Annotated in this window: 22 protein-coding genes and 2 pseudogenes; 8 read left to right on the top strand and 16 right to left on the bottom strand. The window is 75.8% G+C overall.

Annotated features, from left to right (window positions below):
* Window positions 1-193: 193 nt before the first annotated feature.
* From mtrB to kynA, 6 genes are read right to left on the bottom strand one after another with little or no spacing between them, the layout of a single operon-like run.
* Window positions 194-2029 (bottom strand): MtrAB system histidine kinase MtrB, encoded by a 1836-nt coding sequence (mtrB, locus tag BJF81_RS13585; protein ID WP_075958790.1) that lies wholly within the window; start codon window positions 2027-2029, stop codon window positions 194-196.
* The gene (mtrA, locus tag BJF81_RS13580) at window positions 1998-2675 is read right to left on the bottom strand and encodes an MtrAB system response regulator MtrA (protein WP_075958789.1); all 678 of its coding nucleotides are present in this window, start codon (window positions 2673-2675) and stop codon (window positions 1998-2000) included. The genes mtrB and mtrA overlap by 32 nt, the downstream gene beginning before the upstream one ends.
* Before the next feature lie 13 nt (window positions 2676-2688).
* On the bottom strand, window positions 2689-4167 hold the full coding sequence (gene ahcY / locus BJF81_RS13575) for an adenosylhomocysteinase (RefSeq protein ID WP_075958788.1): 1479 nt from the start codon (window positions 4165-4167) through the stop codon (window positions 2689-2691).
* A gap of 39 nt (window positions 4168-4206) precedes the next feature.
* Window positions 4207-5703 (bottom strand): mycothione reductase, encoded by a 1497-nt coding sequence (locus BJF81_RS13570; protein WP_075958787.1) that lies wholly within the window; start codon window positions 5701-5703, stop codon window positions 4207-4209.
* Window positions 5700-6956 carry a kynureninase gene (locus BJF81_RS13565; protein ID WP_075958786.1) on the bottom strand — a complete coding sequence of 419 codons (1257 nt, stop codon included), beginning with the start codon at window positions 6954-6956 and terminating at the stop codon, window positions 5700-5702. The genes BJF81_RS13570 and BJF81_RS13565 overlap by 4 nt, the downstream gene beginning before the upstream one ends.
* Complete coding sequence (kynA, locus tag BJF81_RS13560; protein ID WP_075958785.1) at window positions 6949-7881, bottom strand: tryptophan 2,3-dioxygenase; 933 nt, start codon at window positions 7879-7881, stop codon at window positions 6949-6951. The genes BJF81_RS13565 and kynA overlap by 8 nt, the downstream gene beginning before the upstream one ends.
* Window positions 7882-8013: 132 nt before the next feature.
* Here kynA and BJF81_RS13555 point away from each other — a divergent pair, with 132 nt between their 5' ends.
* A complete protein-coding gene (locus BJF81_RS13555; RefSeq protein ID WP_143780858.1) occupies window positions 8014-9648 on the top strand; it encodes an HNH endonuclease in 1635 nt (544 codons plus the stop codon).
* A gap of 82 nt (window positions 9649-9730) precedes the next feature.
* Here BJF81_RS13555 and BJF81_RS13550 read toward each other — a convergent pair whose 3' ends face one another.
* Genes BJF81_RS13550 through BJF81_RS13535 form a run of 4 tightly spaced genes read right to left on the bottom strand, consistent with a single transcriptional unit; the run spans window position 9731 to window position 13086 of the window.
* Window positions 9731-11017: an SIS domain-containing protein gene (locus BJF81_RS13550; protein ID WP_075958783.1), complete on the bottom strand. Its 1287-nt coding sequence runs from the start codon at window positions 11015-11017 to the stop codon at window positions 9731-9733.
* A gap of 3 nt (window positions 11018-11020) precedes the next feature.
* A complete protein-coding gene (locus tag BJF81_RS13545; protein WP_075958782.1) occupies window positions 11021-11242 on the bottom strand; it encodes a Trm112 family protein in 222 nt (73 codons plus the stop codon).
* Window positions 11235-12668, bottom strand: a complete 1434-nt coding sequence (locus tag BJF81_RS13540; RefSeq protein ID WP_075958781.1) for a phosphomannomutase/phosphoglucomutase — start codon at window positions 12666-12668, stop codon at window positions 11235-11237. Before BJF81_RS13540 ends, BJF81_RS13545 begins: the two co-directional genes overlap by 8 nt.
* A 46-nt stretch (window positions 12669-12714) precedes the next feature.
* The gene (locus tag BJF81_RS13535) at window positions 12715-13086 is read right to left on the bottom strand and encodes a DUF3499 domain-containing protein (protein ID WP_075958780.1); all 372 of its coding nucleotides are present in this window, start codon (window positions 13084-13086) and stop codon (window positions 12715-12717) included.
* Window positions 13087-13168: 82 nt separating this feature from the next.
* Here BJF81_RS13535 and BJF81_RS13530 point away from each other — a divergent pair, with 82 nt between their 5' ends.
* The gene (locus tag BJF81_RS13530; RefSeq protein WP_075958779.1) at window positions 13169-13555 is read left to right on the top strand and encodes a metallopeptidase family protein; all 387 of its coding nucleotides are present in this window, start codon (window positions 13169-13171) and stop codon (window positions 13553-13555) included.
* Between the two features lie 126 nt (window positions 13556-13681).
* Here the strand turns inward: BJF81_RS13530 and BJF81_RS13525 are convergent, their stop codons facing one another.
* The 4 genes and pseudogenes from BJF81_RS13525 to BJF81_RS13515 all read right to left on the bottom strand — a co-directional run bounded on the left by BJF81_RS13525 (window position 13682) and on the right by BJF81_RS13515 (window position 19135).
* Complete coding sequence (locus BJF81_RS13525; RefSeq protein WP_075958778.1) at window positions 13682-15574, bottom strand: DUF5719 family protein; 1893 nt, start codon at window positions 15572-15574, stop codon at window positions 13682-13684.
* A complete protein-coding gene (locus tag BJF81_RS19865) occupies window positions 15571-18072 on the bottom strand; it encodes a hypothetical protein (protein WP_237770244.1) in 2502 nt (833 codons plus the stop codon). Before BJF81_RS19865 ends, BJF81_RS13525 begins: the two co-directional genes overlap by 4 nt.
* Window positions 18073-18128: 56 nt before the next feature.
* A pseudogene (locus tag BJF81_RS21630) lies at window positions 18129-18800 on the bottom strand (glycosyltransferase family 2 protein); the annotation flags it as partial.
* A gap of 65 nt (window positions 18801-18865) precedes the next feature.
* A complete protein-coding gene (locus tag BJF81_RS13515; RefSeq protein WP_075958776.1) occupies window positions 18866-19135 on the bottom strand; it encodes a WhiB family transcriptional regulator in 270 nt (89 codons plus the stop codon).
* A gap of 268 nt (window positions 19136-19403) precedes the next feature.
* Here BJF81_RS13515 and BJF81_RS21625 point away from each other — a divergent pair.
* Window positions 19404-20436: pseudogene (locus BJF81_RS21625) on the top strand (2-phospho-L-lactate transferase CofD family protein).
* Complete coding sequence (locus BJF81_RS13505) at window positions 20433-21602, top strand: coenzyme F420-0:L-glutamate ligase (protein ID WP_237770243.1); 1170 nt, start codon at window positions 20433-20435, stop codon at window positions 21600-21602. The pseudogene BJF81_RS21625 and the gene BJF81_RS13505 overlap by 4 nt, the downstream one beginning before the upstream one ends.
* Window positions 21603-21619: 17 nt before the next feature.
* Here the strand turns inward: BJF81_RS13505 and BJF81_RS13500 are convergent, their stop codons facing one another.
* Window positions 21620-22552 carry a DNA-3-methyladenine glycosylase family protein gene (locus BJF81_RS13500; protein WP_075958775.1) on the bottom strand — a complete coding sequence of 311 codons (933 nt, stop codon included), beginning with the start codon at window positions 22550-22552 and terminating at the stop codon, window positions 21620-21622.
* Window positions 22553-22667: 115 nt separating this feature from the next.
* On the opposite strand from BJF81_RS13500, the gene BJF81_RS13495 reads away from it, so the two are divergent.
* From BJF81_RS13495 to BJF81_RS13485, 4 genes are read left to right on the top strand one after another with little or no spacing between them, the layout of a single operon-like run.
* Window positions 22668-23240 (top strand): TIGR03089 family protein, encoded by a 573-nt coding sequence (locus BJF81_RS13495; protein WP_075958774.1) that lies wholly within the window; start codon window positions 22668-22670, stop codon window positions 23238-23240.
* A complete protein-coding gene (locus BJF81_RS18130) occupies window positions 23237-23407 on the top strand; it encodes a hypothetical protein (protein ID WP_158068696.1) in 171 nt (56 codons plus the stop codon). The genes BJF81_RS13495 and BJF81_RS18130 overlap by 4 nt, the downstream gene beginning before the upstream one ends.
* A 10-nt stretch (window positions 23408-23417) precedes the next feature.
* Window positions 23418-24221, top strand: coding sequence for a CoA transferase subunit A (locus BJF81_RS13490; protein WP_075958773.1), 804 nt, complete (start codon window positions 23418-23420; stop codon window positions 24219-24221).
* Window positions 24222-24224: 3 nt separating this feature from the next.
* On the top strand, window positions 24225-24899 hold the full coding sequence (locus tag BJF81_RS13485; protein WP_075958772.1) for a 3-oxoacid CoA-transferase subunit B: 675 nt from the start codon (window positions 24225-24227) through the stop codon (window positions 24897-24899).
* 13 nt (window positions 24900-24912) lie between these two features.
* Here BJF81_RS13485 and BJF81_RS13480 read toward each other — a convergent pair whose 3' ends face one another.
* Window positions 24913-25896 carry a glycosyltransferase family 2 protein gene (locus tag BJF81_RS13480; RefSeq protein ID WP_269087340.1) on the bottom strand — a complete coding sequence of 328 codons (984 nt, stop codon included), beginning with the start codon at window positions 25894-25896 and terminating at the stop codon, window positions 24913-24915.
* Window positions 25897-25905: the final 9 nt, after the last annotated feature.

Genomic DNA, 25905 nt, shown 5'->3' with positions numbered 1-25905 from the left:
TGCACGATCTCCTCCGGGCTGGCCCCGGGCTGCGGGGAGGGCAGGAACCGCTGCACGTCCTGGCGCGGCTGGACCTCCACCGACAGCCCCGGCTGGGGCACGGGGTCGGTCGGCAGCGCCGAGGCGCACCCGCCCAGCGCGAGCGCGGCCACCAGGGCGGGCACGGCGCGCCGCGGCGCGCGACGTCGGATCCTCACGGCTGCTCGTCCTCCTCGGCACGGGAGGCCAGGGCCAGCACCACCGGGGGTACCCGGGTGTCCTGGGCCGCCTCGTCGGGACCGGGCACGGGCGGCGGAGCCTCGGCCACGGCATACCTGTCCTGGCGGGGCAGGAGCAGGCGGAAGCAGGCGCCCCGGCCCGGTTCGCTGCCCACCTGCAGCCAGCCTCCGTGGACGCGGGCGTCCTCCTGGGCGATGGCCAGCCCCAGCCCCGTGCCCCCGGTCGTGCGGTCGCGGGAGGGGTCGGCCCGCCAGAACCGGTCGAAGACGTGGGCGGCCTCCTGCTCGGTCAGGCCGATGCCGTGGTCGCGCACGCTCACGGCGACCACGTGCTCGGTCGCGGCGACGGTGACGTCCACCGGACGGCCCTCGCCGTGCTCGACGGCGTTGGCGAGCAGGTTGCGCAGCACCCGGGCGATCCGGCGGCCGTCCATCCGGACGACGACCGGGGCGGTCGTGGCGTGCACGCGGACCAGGACGTCGAGGCGCTCGGCCAGGGTCGCCACCCCGTCCGCGGCGGCCCCGACGAGCGCGACCATGTCCTCGTCGTGACGTTCCAGGATGGTGGCCCCGGAGTCGTAGCGGCTGATCTCGAGCAGCTCGTTGAGCAGGTCCTCGAAGCGGTCGAGCTCCTGCTGCAGGAGCTCGGCGGACCGGGCCACCGGTTCGGAGAACTCCTCCCGGGACATGTGCAGCATCTCGCCGGCCATCCGGATGGTGGTCAGCGGGGTGCGCAGCTCGTGGGAGACGTCGGAGACGAACCGCTGCTGCAGCTGGGACAGGGAGCGCAGCTCGCGGATCTGCAGCTGGATGGAGTCGGCCATCGTGTTGAACGAGGTGGCCAGCTGGGCCAGCTCGTCGCTGCCGCGGACCGGGAGCCGCTCCCCCAGCCGGCCCCGGGCCAGCTGCTGGGCCACCGAGGCCGCCTCCTCGACCGGGCCGGTCACCAGCCGGGTCGCCAGCCAGCCGACGCCCGCCACGAGGAGGGACAGCGCCAGCCCTCCGGCGTAGAAGAGCTGACGCAGCAGGTCCAGGGTCTCCTGCTCCCGGACGAGGGGGTAGACGAGGAACAGGTCGTACTCCCCCGCCCGGGGAAGGCTGACCCGGGACCCGACGACGACGGAGGTCACCTGGTCGGTCTCGCCGGCGAGGTTCATCGGGACGACGACGACCTGCTGGTTGGTCGGGTCCGCGGCGATCGCCTCCTGCAGCGCCGGCGGCAGGTCCTCGGCGTTGACCCCGACGCCCGTCGGCGGCACGACCGCGCCCCGGGTGTTGTCCAGACCCGGCATGAGCAGGACCCGGCGCCCCTCCTCGGGGCTGTTGCCGGCCATCGAGCGCACCTGGTCGTCCGCGGTCTGCGTCAGGCCGGAGTCGTCCTGACGGTCGGTGGAGTCGAAGGCCTCCTGCGCGAGGGCGACCTGCTGGGAGGCGTCCCGCTCGGCGCCGGCGACGGCCTGGGCCACCAGGCCCTGGGCGACCTGCTGGTAGAGGACCGTCCCCAGCAGGGCGGAGAGGAAGACGCCGACGAGGACGGTGGTGGTGATGACGCGGGCTCGCAGGGACCGGCCCCACCAGGCATACCACCAGGCTCCTTCCGCGACGTCCGACGGCTCCTCGGGGGCGGCGTCCCGGTCCGCATGCCCGGGGACGGGCGACCTGGACGCGCCGGTGGACCTGGACGCGCCGGTGGCTCCGGCCTCGGGGGCGGCTCCTGCCTCGACCCGCCGGGGGGCCTCGGCGCGCCCGGCGGACGCGTCGGTCTCCCCCGCCCGCAGGTCAGGGATGTCCGGCCTTGTACCCGACGCCACGGACGGTCACCACGATCTGCGGGTTCTCCGGGTCCTTCTCGATCTTGGAGCGCAGACGCTGCACGTGCACGTTGACCAGCCGGGTGTCCCCGGCGTGCCGGTAGCCCCACACCTGCTCCAGCAGCGACTCACGGTCGAACACCTGGGTCGGCTTGCTGGCCAGGGCGGCCAGCAGGTCGAACTCCAGGGGGGTCAGCGGGATGGTCTCCCCTCCCCTGGTCACCTCGTGTCCGGCCACGTCGATGACCACGTCGCCGACGACGAGCCGGCCGTCGTCACCGGTGTCGACCCGGCGCAGCCGGGCCCGGATCCGGGCGAGCAGCTCCTGGGGCTTGAACGGCTTGACCACGTAGTCGTCCGCACCGGCCTCCAGGCCGGCGACGACGTCCTTGGTGTCCGTGCGCGCGGTGAGCATGACGATCGGCACCCCGGACTCCAGGCGCAGCTGCCGGGCGACCTCGATGCCGTCCTGGGTCGGCAGCATGACGTCCAGGAGGACCAGGTCGGGCCGCAGCTCGCGGAACATCGCCACGGCTCGACCCCCGTCCCCGCAGGTGGCCACGTCGTAGCCCTCCTTGCGGAGCACGATGCCGAGCATCTCGGCGAGGGCCTGGTCGTCGTCGACGACGAGAACGCTGGCGGTCACGTGGTCCCCCTGCTCAGTAGCGGTAGTGGTCGGGCTTGTACGGTCCGGCGACGTCCACCCCGAGGTAGGAGGCCTGCTCCTTGGTCAGCTCGGTCAGGTCGGCCCCCACCGACTCCAGGTGGAACCGGGCCACCTCCTCGTCGAGCGCCTTGGGCAGGGTGTGCACGCCGAGGGGGTAGTCGTCCGGGCGGGTGAACAGCTCGACCTGGGCGAGCACCTGGTTGGCGAAGCTGGTCGACATGACGAAGCTGGGGTGCCCCGTGGCGTTGCCGAGGTTGAGCAGCCGGCCCTCGGACAGCACGATGACCGAGCGCTCGGGGCGCTGCTCGCCGTCGACCTCCTCGGCCGGCAGGGTCCACTCGTGCACCTGCGGCTTGATCTCGGTGCGCTCCACCCCGGGAATCTGCGCGACCCCGGCCATGTCGATCTCGTTGTCGAAGTGGCCGATGTTGCCCACGACCGCCTTGTCCTTCATCGCGCGCACGTGGTCGGCGGTCACGACGTCGCGGCAGCCGGTGGCGGTGACGACGAAGTCGGCCTGGCCGACGACCTCGTCCAGCCGGGCCACCTGGTAGCCCTCCATCGTGGCCTGGAGCGCGCAGATGGGGTCGATCTCGGTGACGATCACCCGGGCACCCTGGCCGCGCAGCGCCTCGGCGCAGCCCTTGCCCACGTCGCCGAAGCCGCAGACGACGGCGACCTTGCCGCCGATGAGGACGTCGGTGGCGCGGTTGATGCCGTCGAGGAGGCTGTGCCGGATGCCGTAGACGTTGTCGAACTTGGACTTGGTCACCGAGTCGTTGACGTTGATCGCCGGGAAGAGCAGCTGGCCGGCCTCGTGCAGCTGGTAGAGGCGGTGCACCCCGGTCGTGGTCTCCTCCGTCACGCCGCGGATCCCGTCGGCCACCCGGGTCCAGCGCTGCGGGTCCTCGACCAGGCCCGACCGCACCGTCTCGAGGATGACCCTCCACTCCTCCGGGTCGCCCTCCTCCGCGGTCGGCACCGCGCCGCGCTGCTCCCACTCCCTGCCCTTGTGGACGAGCAGCGTCGCGTCCCCGCCGTCGTCGAGGATCGTGTTGGGGCCCTGCCCGTCCGGCCAGAGCATGATCTGGGTGGTGCACCACCAATACTCCTCGAGCGTCTCGCCCTTCCAGGCGAAGACGGGCACCCCCTGCGGGTCCTCGGGGGTGCCGTCCCGACCGACGACGACCGCCGCGGCCGCCTCGTCCTGGGTGGAGAAGATGTTGCAGGAGGCCCAGCGCACCTCGGCCCCCAGCTCGACCAGCGTCTCGATGAGGACGGCCGTCTGCACGGTCATGTGCAGGGACCCGGCGATCCGGGCCCCGGCCAGGGGCGCCTGGCCCTCGTAGCGGCGTCGCAGCGCGGTCAGGCCGGGCATCTCGTGCTCGGCCAGGCGGATCTGGTGGCGGCCGGCGGGGGCCAGGGACAGGTCCCGGACTCGGTGCTGCAGGGACGTCGACGTGCTCGGCATGGGGCCATGCTACGGGTCGGCCCCGACAGGACCGTGGTGCTACGACGCGGCGGCGTCCTCGCCCTGCGGGTCGTAGTCGGCGGTGACGTCCTCGTAGGGCGCCACCTCCAGCCCGAGCAGGGCGTTCTCCAGCACCTCCGCCAGCGCCGGGTGGATCCAGTACTGCCCGCGCGCCAGCTGCAGCGCCGTGAGCGGCCCCGTCGGCCCGCCCAGGCTCAGGGCCTGGATCACCGGCTGGATGAGGCTCGCCGCGTGCGGCCCCATGGCGTGCCCGCCGAGCAGGTGGCCGGTGCGCCGGTCGGCGACCAGCTTGAACAGGCTGGTCGTGTCCTCCATCGCCCAGCCGTAGGCGGTGTCCCCGTACGCCTGGGTCTTGCACGTCACGTCATACCCCTGCTCGCGCGCCTGCGCCTCGGTGAGGCCGACCGTGGCCACCTGCGGGTGGCTGAAGACGCCGGCCGGCACGTAGCGGTGGTCGAAGGACCACAGGTCCTCGGGGTGGACGAGGTTGTGCGCGACCACCCGGGCCTCGTGGTTGGCCACGTGCTTGAGCTGGTAGGGCGAGCTGACGTCGCCCAGGGCCCACACGCCCGGTGCCGTGGTCCGTCCGTGCTGGTCGACCTCGACGCGCCCGTCGGGGCGCACCTGCACCCCGGCGACGTCCAGCCCCATGCCGTCGCTGTTGGGCACCCGGCCGGTGGCCACGAGCATGCCCTCCCCGGTCACGGTCGTGCCGTCTGCCAGCTCCAGCTCGACCCCGTCCCCGCCCCGGCGGGCCGCCACGGGGGCGGCGCGCAGGTGCACGTGCCAGCGGTCGCGCGCCAGCTCGGTGAACGCCCGGGAGATCTCCGCGTCGACCTGGCTCAGCAACCGCTCCCCGCGGCTGACGACGGTCACCCGGACGCCGAGCGCGGAGAACACGTGCGCGAACTCGGCGGCGATGACCCCGCCCCCGACGACGACCATGCTGGCCGGCAGCTCGTCCATCCGCATGACCGTGTCCGAGGTGTGGTACGGAACCCCCGAGTCGGCGATCACCGCGGGGATGTGCGGCCTGCTGCCGGCCGCGACGACGACCTGGTCCCCCCGGATGCGGTGGACGCTGCCGACCTCGTGGGCCCCGCCCGGGTGGGCGATGCGCACCTCGAGCTCGCGGTCGCCGACGAAGCGGGCGTGCCCCAGGAAGGCCTCGGTGTGCGGCGCGTCCCGGCGGTAGTCGCGCCCGCCGTCGCTGATCGGGTCGATCCGGCCGAAGATCCGGTCCCGGACGTCGTCCCACCGGACCCGGTCGAGGGTGGCGTCGACGCCGAAGCGCGCGGCGTCGCGGACCGTGTGGGCCACCTCCGCGGCGTGCACGAACATCTTCGTGGGGATGCAGCCCACGTTGAGGCAGGTGCCGCCGAAGATGCCGCGGTCGACCACGGCGGTCCGCCGGTCCTCGAAGTCGGGGGTGACCAGGGAGTTGCCCGACCCGCTGCCGATGACGACGAGGTCGAAGCGGGTGGGTTCGGGATCCGTGCCGGTGCTCTCGCTCACCCGGACAGGCTAGTCGCCGCCGCCAGCTCCTCCCGGACCACCGCCAGCCCGTCCCACAGCTCGACGAACCGGGTCGACAGCGGCGCGGGCCCGAGGCGGAGCCCGTCGGGGGAACGGAAGTCCGGTATGACGCCGCGCGCCCACAGCCGCGGGTTCACCTCCGCGAAGGCGGGGTGGCGCAGGGTCACGTGCCCGCCGCGCCGGTCCCGGTCCCGGGGGCTGGCGACGACGACCCCCAGCTCGTCCGGCCAGGAGTCGACGACGGCCAGGGCCAGGTCGGTCAGGCGCAGCGACTTGTCCCGGACCTGCTCGATCCCGGCCCGTTCGAGCATGCCCGCACCCCGGGCGACCGGCACCATCCCCACGACCGGCGGGGTGCCGCTGACCAGGCTGCGCTCCCCCGGGGCGGGGACGTAGCCCTGCTCCATGAGGAAGGGGTCGCGCCGCCCCATCCAGCCCTGCACCGGCTGGCGCAGCGTGGGCACGTCGTGCAGCCGCGCCGTCAGGTAGGCGTGGGCGGGTGCGCCCGGCCCGCCGTTGAGGTACTTGTAGTCGCAGCCCACCGCCGCGTCCCAGCCCCAGTCGTCGGCCCGGACCGGCACCGACCCGGCGGAGTGGCAGGTGTCCCACAGGACCAGCCCCCCGGCCTCGTGCACGACGCCGGTGATCCCCTCGGCGTCGGCGACCCAGCCGGAGCGGTAGGCCACGTGCGAGAGCAGCACGACCCCGGTGGCGGGACCGACGGCGTCGGCGACCTGCTCCGGCGTGACACCCGCCGCCGGGTCGACGTCGATCCAGACCAGCCGCAGCCCCCGCTCGGCGGCGACCCCCTCGGCGACGTAGCGGTCCGTGGGGAAGTTGTCGGTGTCGAGCACCAGCTCGGTCCGGGCGGGGTCGAGGGCCAGCTGGTGGTCCACGAGCGCCCGCAGCACCTTGTAGAGCAGCACCGTGGTCGAGTCGGCCACGACGGTCTGCCCCGGCGCCGCCCCCAGGGCGGCCCGGCCCACGAGGTCCCCGACCTGCTCGGGCCAGCCCATCCACCCCTCGTCCCAGCTGCGGATGAGCCGGGTGCCCCAGTCCTCGCGGACGAAGCGGGCCATCTCCTCGGCGGTCCCGGCGACCGGCCGTCCCAGCGAGTTGCCGTCCAGGTAGGCCACGACGTCGGGTGCCGGCTCGAACTCGGCGGCGAAGGCCGCGAGCGGGTCGGCGGCGTCGAGGGCGAGCGCGTCGTCGCGGGTGGGGACCTCACGCACGGCCCTCACCTCCGTGGTACCCGTCGGGCGTCACGTCCTGGATCCGGGTGCGCACGTCGTAGAGCTCGGGGAAGAAGGTCAGGTCCAGGGCCCGCCGCAGGAAGGGCACGCCGGAGCTGCCGCCGGTCCCCCGCTTGGAGCCGATGATGCGTTCGACCGTCTTGAGGTGACGGAAGCGCCATACCTGGAAGTTGTCCTCGACGTCGACGAGGTCCTCGGCGACGTGGTACTCGACCCAGTGCCGCTCCGGGTCGGCGTAGACGGCGGCGAACACGTCGACGACCCCCTCGGAGGCCTCGTAGGGCAGGGTCACGTCACGCTCGAGCACCTCCTGGGGCACCGGGTGGCCCTGCCGCGCGAGCCAGTGGAGCACCTCGTCGTAGAGGCTGCGCTCGTGCAGCAGCCGCTCCAGCTCGTCGTGCACCTGCGGGTCGTGGGCGAAGACGCGGAGCATGTCCGCGTTCTTGTTGCCGAGGGAGAACTCGACGGCGCGGTACTGCCACGACTGGAAGCCGGACCCGGTGGCCAGGAAGGAGCGGAAGAGGGCGTACTCGCTCGGCGTCAGGGTGGCCAGCACCGACCACTGCTCGGTCAGCGTGTGCTGGATGTGCTTGACCCGCGCGACCCGCTTGAGCGCCGGCTGGAGGTCGTCGCTGCGGATCAGCTGCCGGGCGGACGTGAGCTCGTGGAGCATGAGCTTGAGCCACAGCTCGGAGGTCTGGTGCTGGATGATGAAGAGCAGCTCGTCGTGGCGCGGCGGGACCGCGCGCGGGTGCTGGGCGGAGAGCACCGTGTGCAGGTCGAGGTACTCCCCGTAGGACAGGTTGCGGTCGAAGTCCCGCTCGATGCCGCTCTCCAGGTCGCGGACGGCGCGGGTATGGCGCGTGACGGGGTCGTCGGCGTGGTCGCGGGCGGCGTTGCTCACGGGTGGAGTCTGGCACATCGACATCTGTGCAGGTCAGCAGGCCTGTCGGTGCTCTGCCCTAGCGTGCCGGTACGGCACCTCGGGAGGAGGGGTGCACCCGACGGAAGGGGTGGGGACGTGCAGATGGAGGGTATGCCGATCGCGACGGACGGTGGTCCGGCACCACCGCGGGCAGCACCCGTCCCGGTGCTGCCCCTGGCCGGCCCGGAGCTGGCCGACCCGGCCCCTGCGGTCCTGGTGCGGGTCCGCGAGGTGGCAGACCTGCTGGCCGGGCCCGGGGAGCCGCTCACGCAGGAGGAGCGGGTGGCCACGCTCGCCGAGCTCGAACGACTCAAGAACGTGTGCGCCGCCGCGCAGGCGGCCGTCACCGTCGACCTGGACGAGCAGGCGGCGGTGGACCGCCAGGCCAGGGAGGGCGAGCTGGGCCACCGCCGCCGGGAGCGGGAGGGGGTGACCCTGGAGGTGTCGCTCGCCCGCAGGGTCTCCCCGCAGCGGTCCCGGTCGCTGATCGGGCTGGCCCGCGCCCTGCACGACCGGCTGCCGCAGACCCTGGCCGCCTTCCGTGAGGGACGGGTCTCGGAGTGGGCGGCGTCGCTGGTCGAGAAGGAGACCAGGGGGCTGACCGACGAGCAGGCCCGGGAGGTGGACGCGCTGCTGGCGCCCACGCTCGGCACCTGCTCGGAGGGCCGGCTGGCCCGGAGGGCGGCGTCGCTGGCCTACGAGGCGGACAAGCGCGGGTTCCTGGAGCGGCACGCCAGGGCGGTCGGGGACCGTTACGTCTCGATCCGGCCCGCGGCCGACGGGATGGTCCGGCTGAGCGGCCTGCTGCCGCTGGTCGAGGGCGTCGCCCTGCACCGGTCGCTGGAGGAGAGCGCCCGGGCGGCCCACCTGGCCGCCACGTCCGCGGCCGAGGGAGGCGGGGACGGCACCCCCGGGCAGGGCGAGGTCCCCACGGTCGCCCAGCTGCGCGCCGACGAGCTGGTCCGGCGCGTCACCGGCGTCGATCCCGCCCGCGAGGGCGTGCCCGTCGAGATCGGCCTGGTGATGACCGACCGGGCCCTGCTCGACGAGGGCGAGGACCCGGCCCGCGCACCGGGCTACGGGCCGGTGCCGGCCGCGCTGGCCCGCATGATCGCCGCCTCCGGCAGCACCCGGGACGTGGAGGTCGGCGAGGCCAGGGCCTGGCTGCGACGGCTCCTGCTCGACCCGGTCGACTCCACGCTCGCCGAGGTGGACGGGCGCCGACGGTGCTTCACCGGTCCGCTGCGCAGGTTCGTGGTCGCCCGCGACCAGGAGTGCGCGATGCCCTACTGCCACGCACCGATCCAGGACGTCGACCACGTGGCCAGGGCACGGGACGGTGGCGCCACCACGGCCGACAACGGCCAGGGGCTGTGCCGGGCCTGCAACCTCGACAAGGAGACCGAGGAGCTGCGCACCGAGGTGGTGACGGCGGCCGACGGCACGCGGGCGGTGAGGGTCCGCACCCGGTACGGCCAGGTCCACCACTCCCAGCCACCCCCGGTGCTCGACACGCTCGAGGACCTCGGGGCCCGGTGGCACGGCGAACGACCACCGTGGTGGTCCGGCCGCACCGCAGGGGACGGGGGCGACCCGGAGAAGGGACGGGGCCAGCTCGTCGCCGAGTGGGAGCGGCTCGTGCACGACTGGGACCAGGACACCGCATCGTGGGAGAGGTTCACCGAGGAGTGGGACGGGCTCGGCGAGGAGCTCGACGACGACGAAGGGATGGGCGTCCCGGCCTGACCAGGGCGACCCAACCGGGCCGCCCTGACCACGCCGGCCCAACCGGGCCGGCCTGACCGGCCGGGTCGTGGACGTCGGGGGCTCAGCCGCCGGTGCGGTCGCGCAGGTCCGCCACGTGCGGGCTGACCGAGGGGTCCAGCCCCAGACCGAGCGCCATGTAGGTGGCGGTGAAGTCGACCATGGAGACGTGGTCGGCGAGCCGGACGACCGGTGCCCCGGGGCCGGCACGGACCTCCATGACGCGGACCCCGGCCTCCTGCGCCGTGGTGAGCACGGCCTCCGTGAGCGCGTCGGCCTGGACCGACTCCCGGGTGGGCGGGTCGGCGGGGGCGTCGCGCAGCATGAGCAGCCCCAGCGGCGGCAGGGTCGGCCCGTCGAGGAAGGGGTCGGCGAAGATGTCCCGACCTCCGTCGGGGCTGCGGCGACGCTCCATCAGCTCCCCCTCCGGCTCGTCGAAGTGGTGCGGCTCCCAGCCGCTGGTGTCGATGTCGCCCAGCCGGATCCGCCGCTCGTCGTACGTGCCCGGTCGCGGCCCGCCCCGGTGGGTGTAGGGCCCGTCGAAGCAGGCGACGATCCCGCTGGCGGCGTCGGGCAGCTCGCCGAAGGGAGCCGGCATCCGCGCCGTGCGGGCGAGCATGGAGGAGGCGCGGGCGGCGGCCACCCCGCCCAGCGGCCCGTCGCCGAGCACCACGGGCACCGTCTCGGCGAGCTGGAGGGCGAGCAGCTTGGCCGGGTTGACGAACGACTCGGAGGTGGGGCGCAGCTCCTCAGCCCGTTCGTCGAGCCGGTCGGCGACGGCGGTCAGCACGCTGTCCGGGGCGTCCAGCAGCCCGAGCAGGTCGGCGCCCGCGAGCACCGGGGTGAGCATGGTCCACAGGGAGGTCCGGGAGCTGGTCCGGCCCCGGCCGGTGCCCACGTGGATGCCGCGGGCCCGACGGGTGACCTCGGCCAGCGGCGAGTCGTCGGCTCCGACCGTGAGAAGCGAGGCGCCGCGACGGGCGGCCTCGGCGGCGACCGCCAGCGGGCCGGGCGCCCGGCCGGACAGGGAGACGGCCACGACCAGGTCCATCGGGCCGACCCAGCCCGGCAGCGGCAGGTTGCGGCGGGCCTGCACCGGCACGGGCGAGCCCGGCTCGGCGAGGAGCTCGAGCACCTCGGCCACGATCGAGGAGCCGCCGATCGCGGCGACGAGCACCGACCGGGGCCGGCCCTGGTCGGCCAGCCGCCCGATCCCGGCCTCCCGGCCCAGGTGCAGGGCCTCGCGGACCTGGGCCCCGGCGGTGGCCAGCGCCCGGAGGGTGCCGCGGGAGTCCTTGCCCTGCAGCTCGTCCGGGTCGTCGAGGAGCGCCTCGTCGAGGTGGGGGGCCACGGGTCAGTCCCCGTCCCCGACCGCGACGACGGTCGCGTCGTCGGCGAGCAGCACGGGGATGCCGTCGACCACGGGGAAGCGACGCCGCCGGCCGGGTCCGTCGCAGTCCTGCGCGCACTGCAGCGCGGGCTGCCCGTCCTCGTCCACGACGTCGACGAGCTCGTGCCCTCCGACAGGGCAGCGCAGGATCTCCCGCACCCACGGTTCGTACTGCGGCCTAGCCATCTGCGTCCTCCTGTCGTACCAGCCCCAGGACGGCGTCCCGGACCTGCTCCATGGTCGTGGTGTCGGCGGCCTCGACGTTGAGCCGCAGCAGCGGCTCGGTGTTGCTGGCCCGCAGGGAGAACCACCACAGGGGCGCCTGCTCCCTCGTCATGACGAGACCGTCGAGGGTGTCGGCGACCGCCCCCTGCGCCTCGGCCCAGTCCCGGGCGCGCGCCACGGCGGCCGCCACGTCGGCCACGCGCGAGTTGATCTCCCCGGACGCGGCATACCGGTCGTAGGCGGCGACCAGGGCCGACAGCGGCCCGTCCTGCTCGCCCAGAGCCGCCAGCACGTGCAGCGCCGCCAGCATCCCGGTGTCGGCGTACCAGAAGTCGCGGAAGTAGTAGTGGGCCGAGTGCTCGCCGCCGAAGACCGCCTCGTGCTCGGCCATCTGCGCCTTGACGAAGCTGTGCCCCACACGGGTGCGCACCGGGCGCGCGCCGAGGGCGGCGATGGTCTCGGGGACGGCCCGGGAGCAGATGACGTTGTGGACGACGGCGACCGACGACGGATCGGCGCCCGCGGCGACCTCCTTGGCGATCTCCCGGGCGGCGACCAGGGCGGTGATGGCGCTCGGGGTCACCGGGCGGCCGCCCTCGTCGACGACGAAGCAGCGGTCGGCGTCGCCGTCGAAGGCCAGGCCGAGATCGGCCCCGTGCCGGACGACCGCCGCCTGCAGGTCGCGCAGGTTCTCCGGCACGAGCGGGTTGGCCTCGTGGTGGGGGAAGGTGCCGTCGAGCTCGAAGTACAGCGGCACGACCCGCACCGGCACGTCCGGATGGTCCAGCACGGCGGGCACGGTGTGCCCGGCCATCCCGTTGCCGGCGTCGACGACGACGGTGAGCGGACGCCCTCCGCGCAGGTGCACCAGGGAGCGCAGGTATGCCGCGTAGTCGGCGAGCACGTCGGTCTCGTCCAGGGTCCCCGGTCTCCCCGGGGTGGGCAGCTCGTGCAGACCGCCGCGGTCGAGCAGCCACTGGGCCAGGTCGCGGACCTCCGCGAGCCCGGAATCCTGCCCCACCGGCCGGGCGCCCCGCCGGCACAGCTTGATGCCGTTGTAGGCGGCCGGGTTGTGGCTGGCCGTGAACATCGCGCCGGCCCGGTCCAGCGCCCCGCTGGCGTAGTAGAGCTGGTCGGTCGAGGCCAGCCCGATCATCGTGACGTCGACGCCGTGGACCGCCACCCCGGCGGCGAAGGCGCGCGCCAGCTCCGGCGAGGAGTCGCGCATGTCGTGACCGACGACCACCCCGGCCTCCTCCTCGGGGAGGACCACGACCTGGGCGAAGGCGGACCCGAGCGCCCGCACCACCTCGACGTCCAGCTGCTCGGGCACGAGGCCACGCACGTCGTAGGCCTTGACGACGTCGGCCAGTCTCACGGAGGTCACAGCAGGAAAGGGTACCGACGCGGACCCTGCGGGACGGACCCCGTGCTCAGCGGTCGCGCAGCATGCGCAGGTGGCCGCGGCGCGCGATCTCGGTGACAGTGGCGCCGGTGCCCTCGCCCCCGCCGTGCCCGTCGACGTGCACCACCGACCCGCGGTGCTCCCGGACCGCGTCGGCCAGGGCGGCCAGGTCGTCCACCGGTGGCCGGGGCTCGCCCTCCGGCAGCTCGATCCGCACGACGTCCCACCCGCGCGGCACCGTGAGCCGGCCGGCGTGCTCCTCGCACAGGTCGTAGGAGTGCGGCTCGGCGTAGGTCGCCAACGGTCCCAGCACCGCCGTCTGCTCGGCGTAGACGTAGGTCAGCGTCGACGACGCCGGGCGGACGCACGCTGTCTTGGAGCACTGGCGGGAGACGGTCACAGCACCCCACTGTAGGTGCCCCGGCCGACATTCCCGTGGAGGCACCCCGTCGACCTCCGGCCCAGGGACTAGGGTCGGGACCGTGACCAGGCGTCGGGACCGGCACGGCCGGGGGATGCGCGGGCCGCTGGCGTGGCCGCGCGTCCCCGTCATGACGACCCGGGCCGCCCGCTTCGACGAGATGGTCCTCGACGCCGCCGAGACGCTGGAGCACCGGCTCGGGCACGAGCTCGGCGTGGAGCTGGCGGTGGAGGACGTGCCGCCCTCGGACCCGGCCCCCTGGGAGGACGGAGTGCCGCTGGGACGGCTCTTCCCCGCCGAGCGCGCGCTGGCGGCCCGGATGGTGGTCTACCGGCGCCCCGTCACCCACCGGGCCCACGACGAGGCCGAGCTCGCCGCCCTGGTGCTGGAGGTGATGGCCGAGCAGCTGGCGCGGATGTACGGCCGCGACCCGGAGGACCTCCTCTAGCGGCTCAGGGCACCGCGGGTCCTGCGGCTCAGGGCACCGCGGGGCGGACGGTGGTCACCGTCCGGGTCCAGGGCACCTCGGGCAGCGTGGCCGAGGCCACGAAGGGGCCACGCCCGTCCGCCCCGGTCACGTGCACGGCGGCCACCACGCCGGCTCCGGGGCCCTCCCCCAACGGGTCGGTCGTGGTGATCCAGACGGCACGCGCGTCCGCAGGCACCGGCAGCCCGAGTCCGGTGTCGTTCGCCAGGTCGAGGACCTCGGTCGTGGTCCCACCCTCCGCATCCAGCCACCGCACGGTCGCCGTGGTCGCGTCGACCGCGCTGACGACCAGCCGGGACGTGCCTGCCGGGATGACGCCCGGGTCGGGCAGCGCGATGCGACCGGGTTGCTCGAGGGCACGCCGGCAGCAACCCACGCCAGCTCCCCGGCGGGGCGGACCAGGGGCTCCTCGCGGGAGCGTGGCGGGACCGCGGTGGAGTCGGCGTCGTCCCCGCCCGGGTCGCTCGTGGCTCCGTCCTCGTCCGCCGGCGCCGCGGTGGCGTCCGCCTCGTCGGTCGACGGGGCGGTCGCCTCGGTCTCGTCCGCCGGCGCGGCGGTGGCGTCCGCCTCGTCCTCCGGCGCATCGGTCGTCTCCGCGTCGTCCCGCGACGCCTCCTCGGGCTCACCCTCGGCAGGCAGGACCTCGACGCCCGCGGCGGCCACGACGGGCACGTCCGACCGGACGCGCAGACCGGTCGTCCCGGGCGGCAGGTCGGCGAGGTCGATCTCGGCCGTGCGTCCGGCCGCGACCCGCGTGACGAGGTCGGGCAGCCGGACCGCCCCGTCCTCGGTGAGCGCGACCAGGTCGACGACGGCCTCCTCGTCGCCGGGAGGCAGCACCCGCAGCACGGCCCGGTGCTCCGAGCCTCCGGGGCGGGGGGCGGCGCGGGGACGACCAGGTCCGTGGCCGGCCCTGGTGTCCCTCCCGGCGCCACCGTGCCGGAGCCGAGGTCGGTCGTGCCGTCCCGGACGAGCAGGTGCAGGTGCGCGGACACCGGGCCCCCGGTGGCCGTCACCGACACGACCGGCGAGGGGACCCCTGGTGCCAGGCGTCCAGCAGCCGCTCCACCCGTCCGCCGGCCGGCACGACGATCCCACCGCGCCCGTGGTGGTCGCCTCGCCCTCGCTGCCCCACACGCGCACCTGGACCGTCACCGGGTCCGGGCCGGGGTTGCTCAGCACGAGCCGCTCCGTCCCGCCCGCACGGCCGTCCCCGCCCACGAGCCAGCTCTCCTCCGCCGGCTGCACGCAGGGGGTCAGGGAGGCCCCGCGCGCCCCGGCCTCTGTGCCGACCCCCAGCTGCGCCCCGACGAGGCCGGGCGCCGCGCCGCCCTCGCCCAGGACGAAGGCCGCGCGGGCCTCGGCGAGGTCGACGCCGAGGGCCTCGTCGGCCGGCAGGCGGCGGCTCCCGTCGCTGTCGCCGGAGAGCACCAGGCGTGCGGTCCCTCCTGGGGACCGCGTCGAGCTCGCGTCGTCGTCATCCCCCTCGGACGGCCCCTCGGACGGCGAGGACGGCGCGGTCTCCGCGGTCGTCGTCGCCGCGTCGTCGACAGCACCCTGCCCGGGCACGGGACCGGCGTCGTCCGTCAGCAGCGTCGTGGGGGCCCGTGCGGCGACCACCCGGACCGGCACCTCGTCGGCGGCGGCGCCGGGGCAGGCGAGCGCGGCGGAGTCCACCAGGGTCACGTCGGAGGGGCCCGCGGTCACGGCCGCGTCGCCCGGACCGGCAGCCGGGGGGACGGACCGGCCGAGGGATCCGCCGTCGACGGCTGCGGCAGCCCCCACGAGCCCGGCCAGGACGAGGGCGGCACCGGCTCCCCGCCACCAGCGGGCCCGACGAGGCCGCGCCACGGTCGCACCGGACGCCTCCGGTGCGGGGTCCCCGCTCTCGCCCGGGTCCCCGCCCTCGGAGCGTTCCGTGCCCACAGGGTCCGTGCCCGGTCCGGTGTCCGTGCCCGGAGTCTGCTCGTCGGGGCTCACGGCTCCTCCTCCTCGGTGGTGTCCGGCTCGGGTCGTCCGAACGGAAGGGCCAGGAAGACGGTGACCAGCGTCAGGACCAGCGCGACCAGGTGCCACGGGAGGGACGGGCGGGCGAGCCGCACCTCGAGGTCGTGGGTCCCTTCCGGCAGGGCGACCTCCCCGTCCGCGCCGACCGCCACGTCCTCCCCGTCGACCGCGACCCGGGCCACCTGCGACCAGCCGGTCCCCTCGGCGACGTGGAGCGTCGCACCGTCCGGCAGGTCCTCGACCCGGCCGGCCGCGACCCCGTGCGGTCCCTGGCTGGGCACGCGCGACACCAGGCCGCCGTCCGCGTCCAGGACCCGCACCCGGGCGGCCTCGTTGTCGCTCATCCGCCACAGCACCTGCCCCTGGGGCCCGCCCACCCTCGTCAGGCCGGGCAGGGCGTCGACCCGTCCCACCAGCGGGTGGTCCTCCTCGGCGGCGACGAGGACGTAGCCGGCGGCCAGCTCGAGCAGTCCGGCGACCGCCCGGTCGCCGCCCTCCGAGACGACCGTCCGGGCGACCTCCTCGACCGGGCCCGCCGGCCCGACCCCCACGGCCAGCTCCGTGGTCCGGTCCCGCAGCACCCTGGCCGGCTCGATCTCCCGTCCCACGAGGTCCACCACGACCTCGTTCTCCCCGACCGGGGTGAGCACGAGCGTCCGGGGGGCGGACGGGCCGTCGGCCTGGGCCGCGGCGACCGGAGGCAGGGCCGGTGGGGCGGCGAGGAGCCCGTCGGCCGGCGGACGCCAGACCGCGACCGCCAGGGGGACGAGCGCGGCCAGCACCACCACCGCGGCGGTCAGTGCCGCCACGACGGCCCGCGGACGCCGGACCGCGGCACGCCACGGCTCCCTCCGGCGGGGGCCCTCGGCGCGCCAGGACCGGTCGACGAACAGGGCCGTCGCGAGCAGCAGCGATGCGCCGCTGACCGAGAGCATGGACCCGTTCCAGGCGGTGACCGTCAGACCGGCCTCGGCGTGCCCGGCGGGCAGGACGCCCAGCCCGGCCCGGGGCGCCAGCAGCGCCAGGAGCAGGCCCAGGAGGGCCCCGACGACGAGCACCCCGGCACGACGTCCGGACCTCCCGGGCAGCAGGGTCGCCGCGAGCGCCGCCGCCCAGGCCACCAGGGCGGCCCACAGCGGGGCCGCCGAGAGGTCCGACGGGTCGAGCGCAGCTCCCGGCACCAGCAGGGCGGTCTGCCAGGCCGGGGCGCCGGCCGGGAGAGCTGGTGCGGCCACGGTGGCCCCCGCCCCGCCCAGCAGCCGTACGGGGTCGGTGAGGAGGGCCGGCAGCCACGGGAGCAGGAGGGCCCAGGGAAGCGCGGCCAGGACCGCGCCCCGCCACCGGGCCCCCCGGCTGCCGAGCAGCAGCACCAGGACCCCGGCGACGGTGGCGGGGACCAGGACGAGGGGCACCCACTGGGCGGTCAGGGCGACGCCCAGCGCGGTCGCGAAGACCGCGGCCGTGCGTCGCGTCCCGCCGCCTCGGGTGGCGGCGACCACGTAGCCGGCCACCAGGAGGGGCGCCACCAGGTGCACCACGACGGGACCGACCCGTCCGTCCTGCGTCGCGGAGACCAGCGGGGTGGCTCCCGCCCAGCCCAGCGCGAGCGCGGCGCGCAGCCACCGCCGGTGGGTCACCCGGCGCAGGGCGAGGTATGCCGTGACGAGCGCCACCGGGGCGGCGGCCAGCAGGAGCCACCCGAGGGCCACCCCGGCAGCGTTCGGCGCGCCCCCGGGGCCCGCGACCGCGTCGACGAGCAGGGTGGGCGCGGTCCACGGCAGCAGCCAGGGCTCGGGCGGGTGGTCGTGCCCGAGCCCGCCGCCGCGCCAGCCGTCCAGCGCCGAGCGCCACAGGCCGGCCGGCCCGGTGGCCGCCGGGCCCAGCTCGTCCCCCACTAGTCCGGGACCACCCGGCCGCAGGTCGCCCAGGTGCTGGCGCCACCCCCACACCGTCGCCGCCGTCGTGACGAGCACCGCCAGCGCCAACGGCCAGCTCGCCCAGGGGCGCCGTTCCTCCTCGCCGGAGATCTCGGCGAGCTCGTCCGAGACCGGTCCGGTCTCGGGCACCGCACGACCGCCGGCCGCCGGCCCCGCCTGCCGACGGCGGGTCCGGGCACGAGGGTCGAGCGCGTCCCCGAGCGTCTCGACGGTCGACCGCCAACCGGCCGTGGCCGGCAGGAAGAGGGCCCGCAGGTCCCGCGGTCGCACCGTGCGTCGCCCACGGAACTGCCGCCGGGCCCGCCACCCGCGCAGCGGGGCGAGGGCCGCGCGGACGTCGGCCCACTCGTCGGCCGCCTCGGCCGGACGCTTGACGAGCAGCAGGACGAGGGCGGCCAGCGCACTGGTGAGGACGACCCCCAGCGCGCGCCACGGCGCCGACCAGGCCGATCCGCGGGCGAGGGCGAGCTGGCGCTGCCGCACCCGGGTGCGCCGCGGGTCCTGCACCCCCAGGCCGTCGTCCCCCGTCCGCACGACGCGTCGGGCGCCACGACCACGCGGTGGCCGGTCAGGTGGGCCCGCCAGCCCAGGTCGAGCCCCTCGACCCCGTCGTCGCCGAACTCGGGCGAGAGCCCGCCGGACGTCTCGAGGGCGTCGCTGCGGACCAGCGACCCCACGAGGGGGACGCCGAGGACGTCCTGGCGCAGGTCCAGCTGGCCCTGGTCGACGAGCGCGGCCCGTCGCAGGTCGACCTCGCGACCGGCCGGGGTGACGTGGTGACCGACGCCCACGAGCAGCCGTGGGTCGTCGGCCCGCACGAGCTTGGGCCCGACCACGCCCACCCGGCTGTTGCGCCGGACGGCGGCGGCGAGGGCGGCGAGCGCGGTCGGCTCGGGCAGGCTGTCGTCGGTCAGCAGCCAGAGCCAGTGCTCCGGATGCACCGGCAGCACGGACCGGGCGTCCTCGACGGCCTGCCAGCGGGGCGGGCGCCCCGGCCTCGCGGTCGTGGCGTCGGTCGCGGTCCCGTCCGTCGCCGTGCCGTCCTCCGACCCCGCGGAGGCGGGGGGACGCAGGACGAGGGGCACGCGGTGCTCCCGCACGAGCGGGTGCTCGAAGGCGGCGCGGGTCCGCGGCTCGTCGGGGTCGACCCCGGCGACGACGACCCGACCGGGACGGCGGGACTGGGCGGCGAGAGCGTCGAGGAGGCCGTCCAGGGACGGGCCGTCGGTCCGGGTGAGGACGACGACGGAGACGTCGTCCACCCGGGCCCGACCGCCGGGGGTCGTCACGGAGGTGGGGTCGGACGTGGCGGGTCGGGACCCGCCGGTCACACGGCGCGCTTCTTGAGCTTGCGCCGCTCCCGCTCGGACAGGCCGCCCCAGATGCCGAAGCGTTCGTCGTTGGCCAGGGCGTACTCCAGGCACTCGGCCCGCACCTCGCACCCGACGCACACCTTCTTGGCCTCGCGGGTCGACCCGCCCTTCTCCGGGAAGAAGGCCTCGGGGTCGGTCTGCGCGCACAGGGCGCGCTCCTGCCAGGAAGCCTCGTCGACCTCGTCGGCCCCGCTCAGCAGGCTCAGCATCTCCATCTCGTGCATGGCTCCTCCTCGACCTCTCGCCAACACGTCCACCGCCACTCCCGGGCCCGAGCTGCCTTCGGTCGGGAAGAACACGATGGGTGAATTACACGCGTGTCATCCGCCGTAGTCAACCCCAGATCTGCTAGTGGTCCCCGTCCTGGCCGGCGGGCGGACGTCGCGCGGCCCCGGCCCGGCGGGGCTCCCAAGCGGCCCCGCCGCAGGTGGCCGGGGGTGCCGGCGCCGCCCGCCTCCGTCCCCGGCGCCGCCCGCCCGCACAATGGGGCGCATGCAGATCACCGCACTGTCCGGCGGCGTCGGCGGCGCCCGTTTCGTCCGCGGCCTGGTCCACGAGCTCCGGCGGCGTGCCCCCGGCGAGGAGGTCGAGGTCACCGTCGTCGGCAACACCGGGGACGACATCACCCTCTTCGGGCTGCGGGTCTGCCCCGACCTCGACTCGGTCCTCTACACCCTCGGCGGCGGGGTCGACGAGGAGCAGGGGTGGGGCCGCGAGGGCGACACCCGGGAGGTCATGGGCGAGCTGGGGGCCCTGGGCGTGCAGCCGCAGTGGTTCGGCCTGGGCGACCGGGACCTGGGGACCCACGTGGCCCGCAGCCTCTGGCTGGCCCAGGGCGCCACCCTCTCGGAGGTGACGGCCCGGCTCGCCGCCCGGTGGGGGCTGCCCGGGCAGGGCGTGCGGCTGCTCCCCGTCACCGACAGCCCCATCGAGACCCACGTCTCGTGGACGCCGGCGCCTGGACGGTCCTGCCGGCCGGAGTGGCGACGCGGCAGGCACCGACCGGGGGGCCGATGACGGCGTGCCGGAGCGGGCGATCCACTTCCAGGAATGGTGGGTGCGCCACGGCGCGTCCCTGCCGGTGCGCCGGTTCACCGTCGCCGGGCTGTCCGGCGCCGCCCCCGCCCCGGGCGTCCTGGAGGCCATCAGGGGCGCGGACGTGGTCCTGCTGCCCCCGAGCAACCCGGTCGTCTCGATCGGCATCGTCCTGGGGGTCCCCGGGGTGAGGGACGCGCTGCGAGGGACCCGGGCGCCGGTCGTCGGGGTCAGCCCCATCGTCGGCGGGCGACCCGTCCGCGGGCACGCGGACGCCTGCCTGGCCCCCCTGGGCGTCGAGGTCAGCGCCGCCGGCGTGGCCGGCCTCTACGCGGACCTGCTCGACGGCTGGCTGGTGGACACGGCCGACGAGCACGCGGGCTACCCTCCGCGGGTCCAGGTCCGTCCCCTCGACCTGCTCATGCGGGACGTCGAGGGGGCCGCCCGCATCGCCGGGGCCGCCCTCGACCTGGCCGACGAGCTGCGGTGACCCCCGTCGGACCCGGGACCGGGGGCAGGTCGCAGGTACAGGACGGACCGGACGGACCGGCGGCGCAGGACGGACCGGCGGCGCAGGACGGACCGACGGTGCCGGCCGGGCAGGACGGGCCGGACGGGCTGCTCGTCCTGCCCCTGCGCGGCCTGCCCGAGCTGCGCACGGACGACGACCTGGCGGGCCTGCTCCTGGACGCGGCGAGGGCCCGCGGCGGCCTGCGGGACGGCGACGTCCTCGTCGTCTCGGCCAAGGCCGTCTCCAAGACGCAGGGCCTGCGGGTCGACGCGGACGCGCAGGGCGGCCGGGAGGCCGAGGTCCTGCGGCGCAGCCGTCGCGTGGTCGCCGAGCGCCGGACGCCGCACGGCACCACCCGGGTCGTCGAGGCGGAGGCCGGCCCCGTCATGGCCGCCGCGGGGATCGACGCGTCCAACACCGGTCCCGACGGGGGGCTGCTCGTGCTGCCCGGCGACCCGGACGCGGCCGCGGCCGCGCTGCACGCCGCCCTCGCCGAGGCCCTGCCCCCCGGCACGCGGTTCGGCGTGCTCCTCAGCGACACCGCCGGGCGGCCCTGGCGGGCCGGGCAGACCGACCTGGCCCTCGGGGCCCACGGCCTGGCCGTGCTCGACGACCTGCGCGGGGCCACCGACCACGACGGCCGTCCCCTGGCCGTGACGACCCGGGCGGTCGGCGACGAGCTGGCCGCCGCCGCCGACCTGGTCAGGGGCAAGGCCGACGGTGTCCCCGCGGCGCTCCTGCGCGGACCGGCCGTCAGGGCGCTCGTCATCGCCACCGCCGCGGACCCGGGCCAGGGCGGGACGGGCGCGGCGGCCCTGGTGCGGACCGGCCCCGGCGACTGGTTCGCCCTGGGCCACCGGGAGGCGGTCCGCGCCGCCCTGGGGGTGGCCCCGGGTAGCGCGCGCGCCGAGGAGGTCGGCATCGCCTCCGTCGCCCCCGAGGACGAGGAGGTGCGGGGCGCGCGGGCGGTGCGGGTGGCGCTCGTCGGGCACGACGGTGCCTCGGTCGGGGGCTCCGCCGCCGGGGGGTATGCCGTGTCCGCGCCCGACCCGGTCCTGGCCGGCCGGGTGGCGGCCCGGCTCGAGGTGGCCCTCGCCGGGGAGGACCTGACCGGACCGGTGCGGGTGGTGCCGCCGGACGCCTGAGCGCCGGCGAAGGCCCCTCAGCCCGTGGGCAGGTGCCGCCGGGGCGCCATCCTGGGCCCCCGGCGCGGCCGGACCGCCCCGGAGAGCTCCAGCAGGCGCTGCACCCGGTAGCGCTGCCCGGCGTAGGGCCGCAGCAGCTCCACGAGCGACTGGTCGTCCACCGGCCGGCCGGTCAGCGCCCAGCCGATGTTGGCCGCGACGTGGTAGTCGCCGAAGCTCACCGCGTCGGGGTCGCCCAGCGCCCGGTGCGCCGTCTCGGCCGCGGTCCAGACCCCCACGCCCGGGATGCTCACCAGGCGCCGCCGGGCGGCCGCCAGGTCCAGCTCGGGCAGCTGCTCGAGCCGGGCGGCCACCCGGGCCACCCGCACCACCGTGGCCGAGCGCTGCGGGCTCACCCCGGCGCGCAGCCACTCCCAGCTGGGGATCTGCGCCAGCACGGCCGGCGGAGGAGGCACCCGCACCCCCAGCGCGCCGCCGGGACCGGGGGCCGGCTCGCCGAAGCGCTGCACGACGCGGCGCCAGCCGGAGAAGGCCTCCTGGCCGGTGACCTTCTGCTCGATGACGGCCGGCACCAGCGACTCCAGCACCAGCCCGGTCCGGGGGACCCGCCAGCCCGGGTGCAGCCGCAGCGCCCGGGCGACCAGGTCGTGGCAGGGCACGAACCCCTCGGCCCCGACGTCCCCCTCGCCGAGCATCGTCGGCAGCCGGTCCAGCACCCAGTCGGCCCCCGGGCCCCACGCGTCCGCCAGCACGGTCGCCTCCGCGGCCCTCGTCGTGACACGCAGCGTCACCGGTCCCGCGGGCGTCGTCATGGCCCGCCACAGCGCCCCGGCGACGACCCGCCAGGCCGGGTCCCCCGCCCCCCTGCGCAGCACCCCCCAGGTGGCGCGCACGTCCACGGGCCAGGCGGCACGCCATACCCTCCGGGCGGGCCGGGCACCCCCGGGCACGCCGCCGGGGACCCCCGGGGAGGGAACGGCACGCAGGCCCGTGGCTGTCACCGGGACACTGTGCCTGCTTCGGGCGGCGCGGCGCAAGGCGCGGCCACGGGTTAGCGTGTAGCCCGTGCAGCTCCCTCCCCAGGTGCTCGCCGACGCGGTCGGCGCCGATGCCACCCGTCCGGCGATCACCTTCTACGACGACTCCCCCGAGGCCGCCGGCGAGCGGATCGAGATCTCCCGCCGCGTCCTGGCCACCTGGGTCGCCAAGGCGGCCAACGCGCTCCAGGAGTCCTTCGACGCCCAGCCCGGGACCGTCGTCCTCGTCGACCTGCCCAGCCCGCACTGGCGGCTCGTCTACTGGGCCCTCGCGGCCTGGTCGGTGGGCGCGACCCTGACGGTGGACGCCCACGAGGGTGCCGACGTGCTCGTCACCACCGACCCGGACAGCTCCCTGGCGGACGACTGCGACGAGGTGGTGGCCGTGGCCCTGCCGGCGCTGGCTCGCGGGTTCGGCGCCGAGCTGCGCTCCGGGGTCATGGACGAGGCGGGCGAGCTGGCCGGGTTCGCCGACGACTTCGCCCCCTGGGACGAGGCCGAGGAGGACGACACCGCCCTCGTCCACCACGGCGACCGCCTCAGCTACGCCGAGCTGCTCGAGGAGCTGCCCGCCGTGCCCCCCGCGCCCGGGCCCTGGTGACCACCACGGACCCGGGGCTGACCGTCCGCCAGGTCCTGCAGGTCCTGGCCGCCGACGGCTCGGTCGTCCTCGTCCGCGGCTCGGCCGGCGGCCCCGAGGAGCGGCTCGCGGCCGAGGGCGTGACCCACCGCTGCCCCGGCAGCCTCGGCGAGGGGACCGCCGGGTAGCCTCGCCCGCATGGACAAAGTCGTTTCCTCCGCCGCGGAGGCCCTGGAGGGCCTCGACGACGGCATGACCGTGACCGTCGGCGGCTTCGGTCTGGCCGGCATCCCGACCGTGCTCATCAAGGAGGTCCTGGCCCGGGGCACGCGCGACCTGCAGGTGGTGTCCAACAACATGGGGGTCGACGGCGCCGGGCTGGGCCTGCTCCTCGCCGAGCGTCGGATCCGCCGGGCGATCGCCTCCTACGTGGGCGAGAACAAGGAGTTCGCGCGGCAGTACCTCGCCGGCGAGCTCGAGGTCGAGCTCACCCCGCAGGGCACCCTCGCCGAGAAGATGCGCTCCGCCGGTGCGGGCATCCCCGCGTTCTGGACGCCCACCGGCGTCGGGTCGCAGGTCTCCGAGGGGGGTATGCCGTGGCGCTACGACTCCGAGGGCAACGTCGTCGAGGAGTCCCCGCCCAAGGAGACGCGCGAGTACACCGTGCGCGGCGTGACCCGCGACTACGTCCTCGAGGACTCGATCTTCGCCGACTTCGGCCTGGTCCGGGCGGCCAGGGGCGACCGGCACGGCAACCTCGTCTTCAACCGGTCGGCCCGCAACTTCAACCCGCTGTGCGCGATGGCGGCGCAGGTGGCCGTGGCCGAGGTCGAGGAGCTCGTCGAGCCCGGCGAGCTGGACCCCGACGAGATCCACCTGCCCGGCATCTACGTGCAGCGCGTCGTGGCCCTCACCCCCGAGCAGGCCGCCGACAAGGACATCGAGAAGCGGACCACCCGGCCCCGGCCGGACGGGTCCTCCGACCAGACCCAGGAGGCCTGAGCCATGGCCCTGACCCGTGAGGAGATGGCGGCCCGCGCGGCCGCCGAGCTCAAGGACGGCGACTACGTCAACCTCGGGATCGGCATGCCGACCCTGGTGCCCAACTACGTGCCCGACGACGTCGAGCTGGTGCTGCAGTCCGAGAACGGCATCCTCGGCGTGGGCCCCTACCCCTACGAGGGCGAGGAGCACCCCGACCTCATCAACGCCGGCAAGGAGACCGTCACGCTGCGCCCCGGCGCCTCGATCTTCGACTCGGCCACCAGCTTCGGGATGATCCGCGGCGGCAAGGTCGACGCGGCGATCCTGGGTGCCATGCAGGTCTCGGCCGACGGGGACATCGCCAACTGGATGATCCCGGGCAAGATGGTCAAGGGCATGGGCGGGGCGATGGACCTGGTCATGGGGGCCAAGAAGGTCATCGTGCTCATGGACCACGTGGCCAAGGACGGCAGCCACAAGATCGTCCAGGAGTGCTCGCTGCCGATCACCGGCCTGAGGGTCGTCCAGCGGATCATCACCGACCTGGCCGTCATCGACGTCACGCCCGAGGGCCTGGTCCTGCGTGAGGTGGCCCACGGCGTCACCGTGGAGGAGGTCGTGGAGAAGACCGGTCCGGAGCTGACCGTCGCGCTCGACGAGCCCACCCCGGAGCCGACGCCCCCGACCCAGGGCTGAGCCCGGGCGGCGCCTACGCGGGGGCGTCGGGTCCGCGGAGGAACCCGGCGCCCCACGTCAGGTGCATGACCGCCAGCACCCCCGGCATCCGGGCCACCACCCCGGGCGCCTGGTCGCGGGCGATCCAGGCGCCGCCGAGGGTGACGGCGGCGGCATACCCCAGGGGCAGCGCCCACAGCGGCCGCCAGGCCAGGCCGCCCACCGTGCCGGCGGCGACGAGGGCCACCGCCGTGGGGGGTGCCAGGTAGCGCAGGTTGACGCTGCCGGGGTGGTGCCGCACGACCTGACGGCGCCACTGGCCCGTCGTGTAGAACTGGCGGACGAGGTCGCGCCACGTCGAGCGGGGACGGTAGCTGACCCTCAGCTCGGGGCTGAACCAGACCGTCCCGCCGGCCTCCCGGATGCGGTGGTTGAGCTCCCAGTCCTGGGCGCGGACGAACGTCGGGTCGTAGCCGCCCACCCGCTCCAGCCACTCCCGCCGGAAGACCCCCAGGTAGACCGTCTCGGCCGGGCCGGCGTGCCCCCCGACGTGGAAGCGGGCCGCCCCGATGCCCAGCGGGGAGCGCATCGCGACGGCGACCGCCTGCTGCAGGGTGCCGGTGCCCTCGGCCAGCATGACCCCGCCGACGTTGGCCGCGCCGGTCTCCTCGAGCAGCTCGACCGCCCGCCGGACGTAGCCGGGCGAGAGCTCGCCGTGCCCGTCCATCCGCACGACGACGTCGTGGCGGGAGGCCCGGACGGCGGCGTTCAGCCCGTCGGGGGTCCGCCCGGTGGGGTTGTCGACGACGACGACCCGAGGGTCCTCCGCGGCCAGCCGGTCGGCCACCTCGCGGGTGCGGTCCGTGCTGGGACCGACCGCGACCGCCACCTCGAGCCCGCCCGGGTAGTCCTGCGCCAGGACCGACGCCACCGCGTCCGCGAGGTGGTCCTCCTCGTTGCGCACGGGCATGACCACGGACACGGGCGGGTATGCAGCAGGCGGGGCGGGGGTGCTCACGCCGGAGAG

This window comes from Ornithinimicrobium sp. CNJ-824, from assembly GCF_001942405.1.
Taxonomy (GTDB): Bacteria; Actinomycetota; Actinomycetes; order Actinomycetales; family Dermatophilaceae; genus Ornithinicoccus; species Ornithinicoccus kibberensis.
This window is presented reverse-complemented; position numbering and strand designations above follow the sequence as displayed.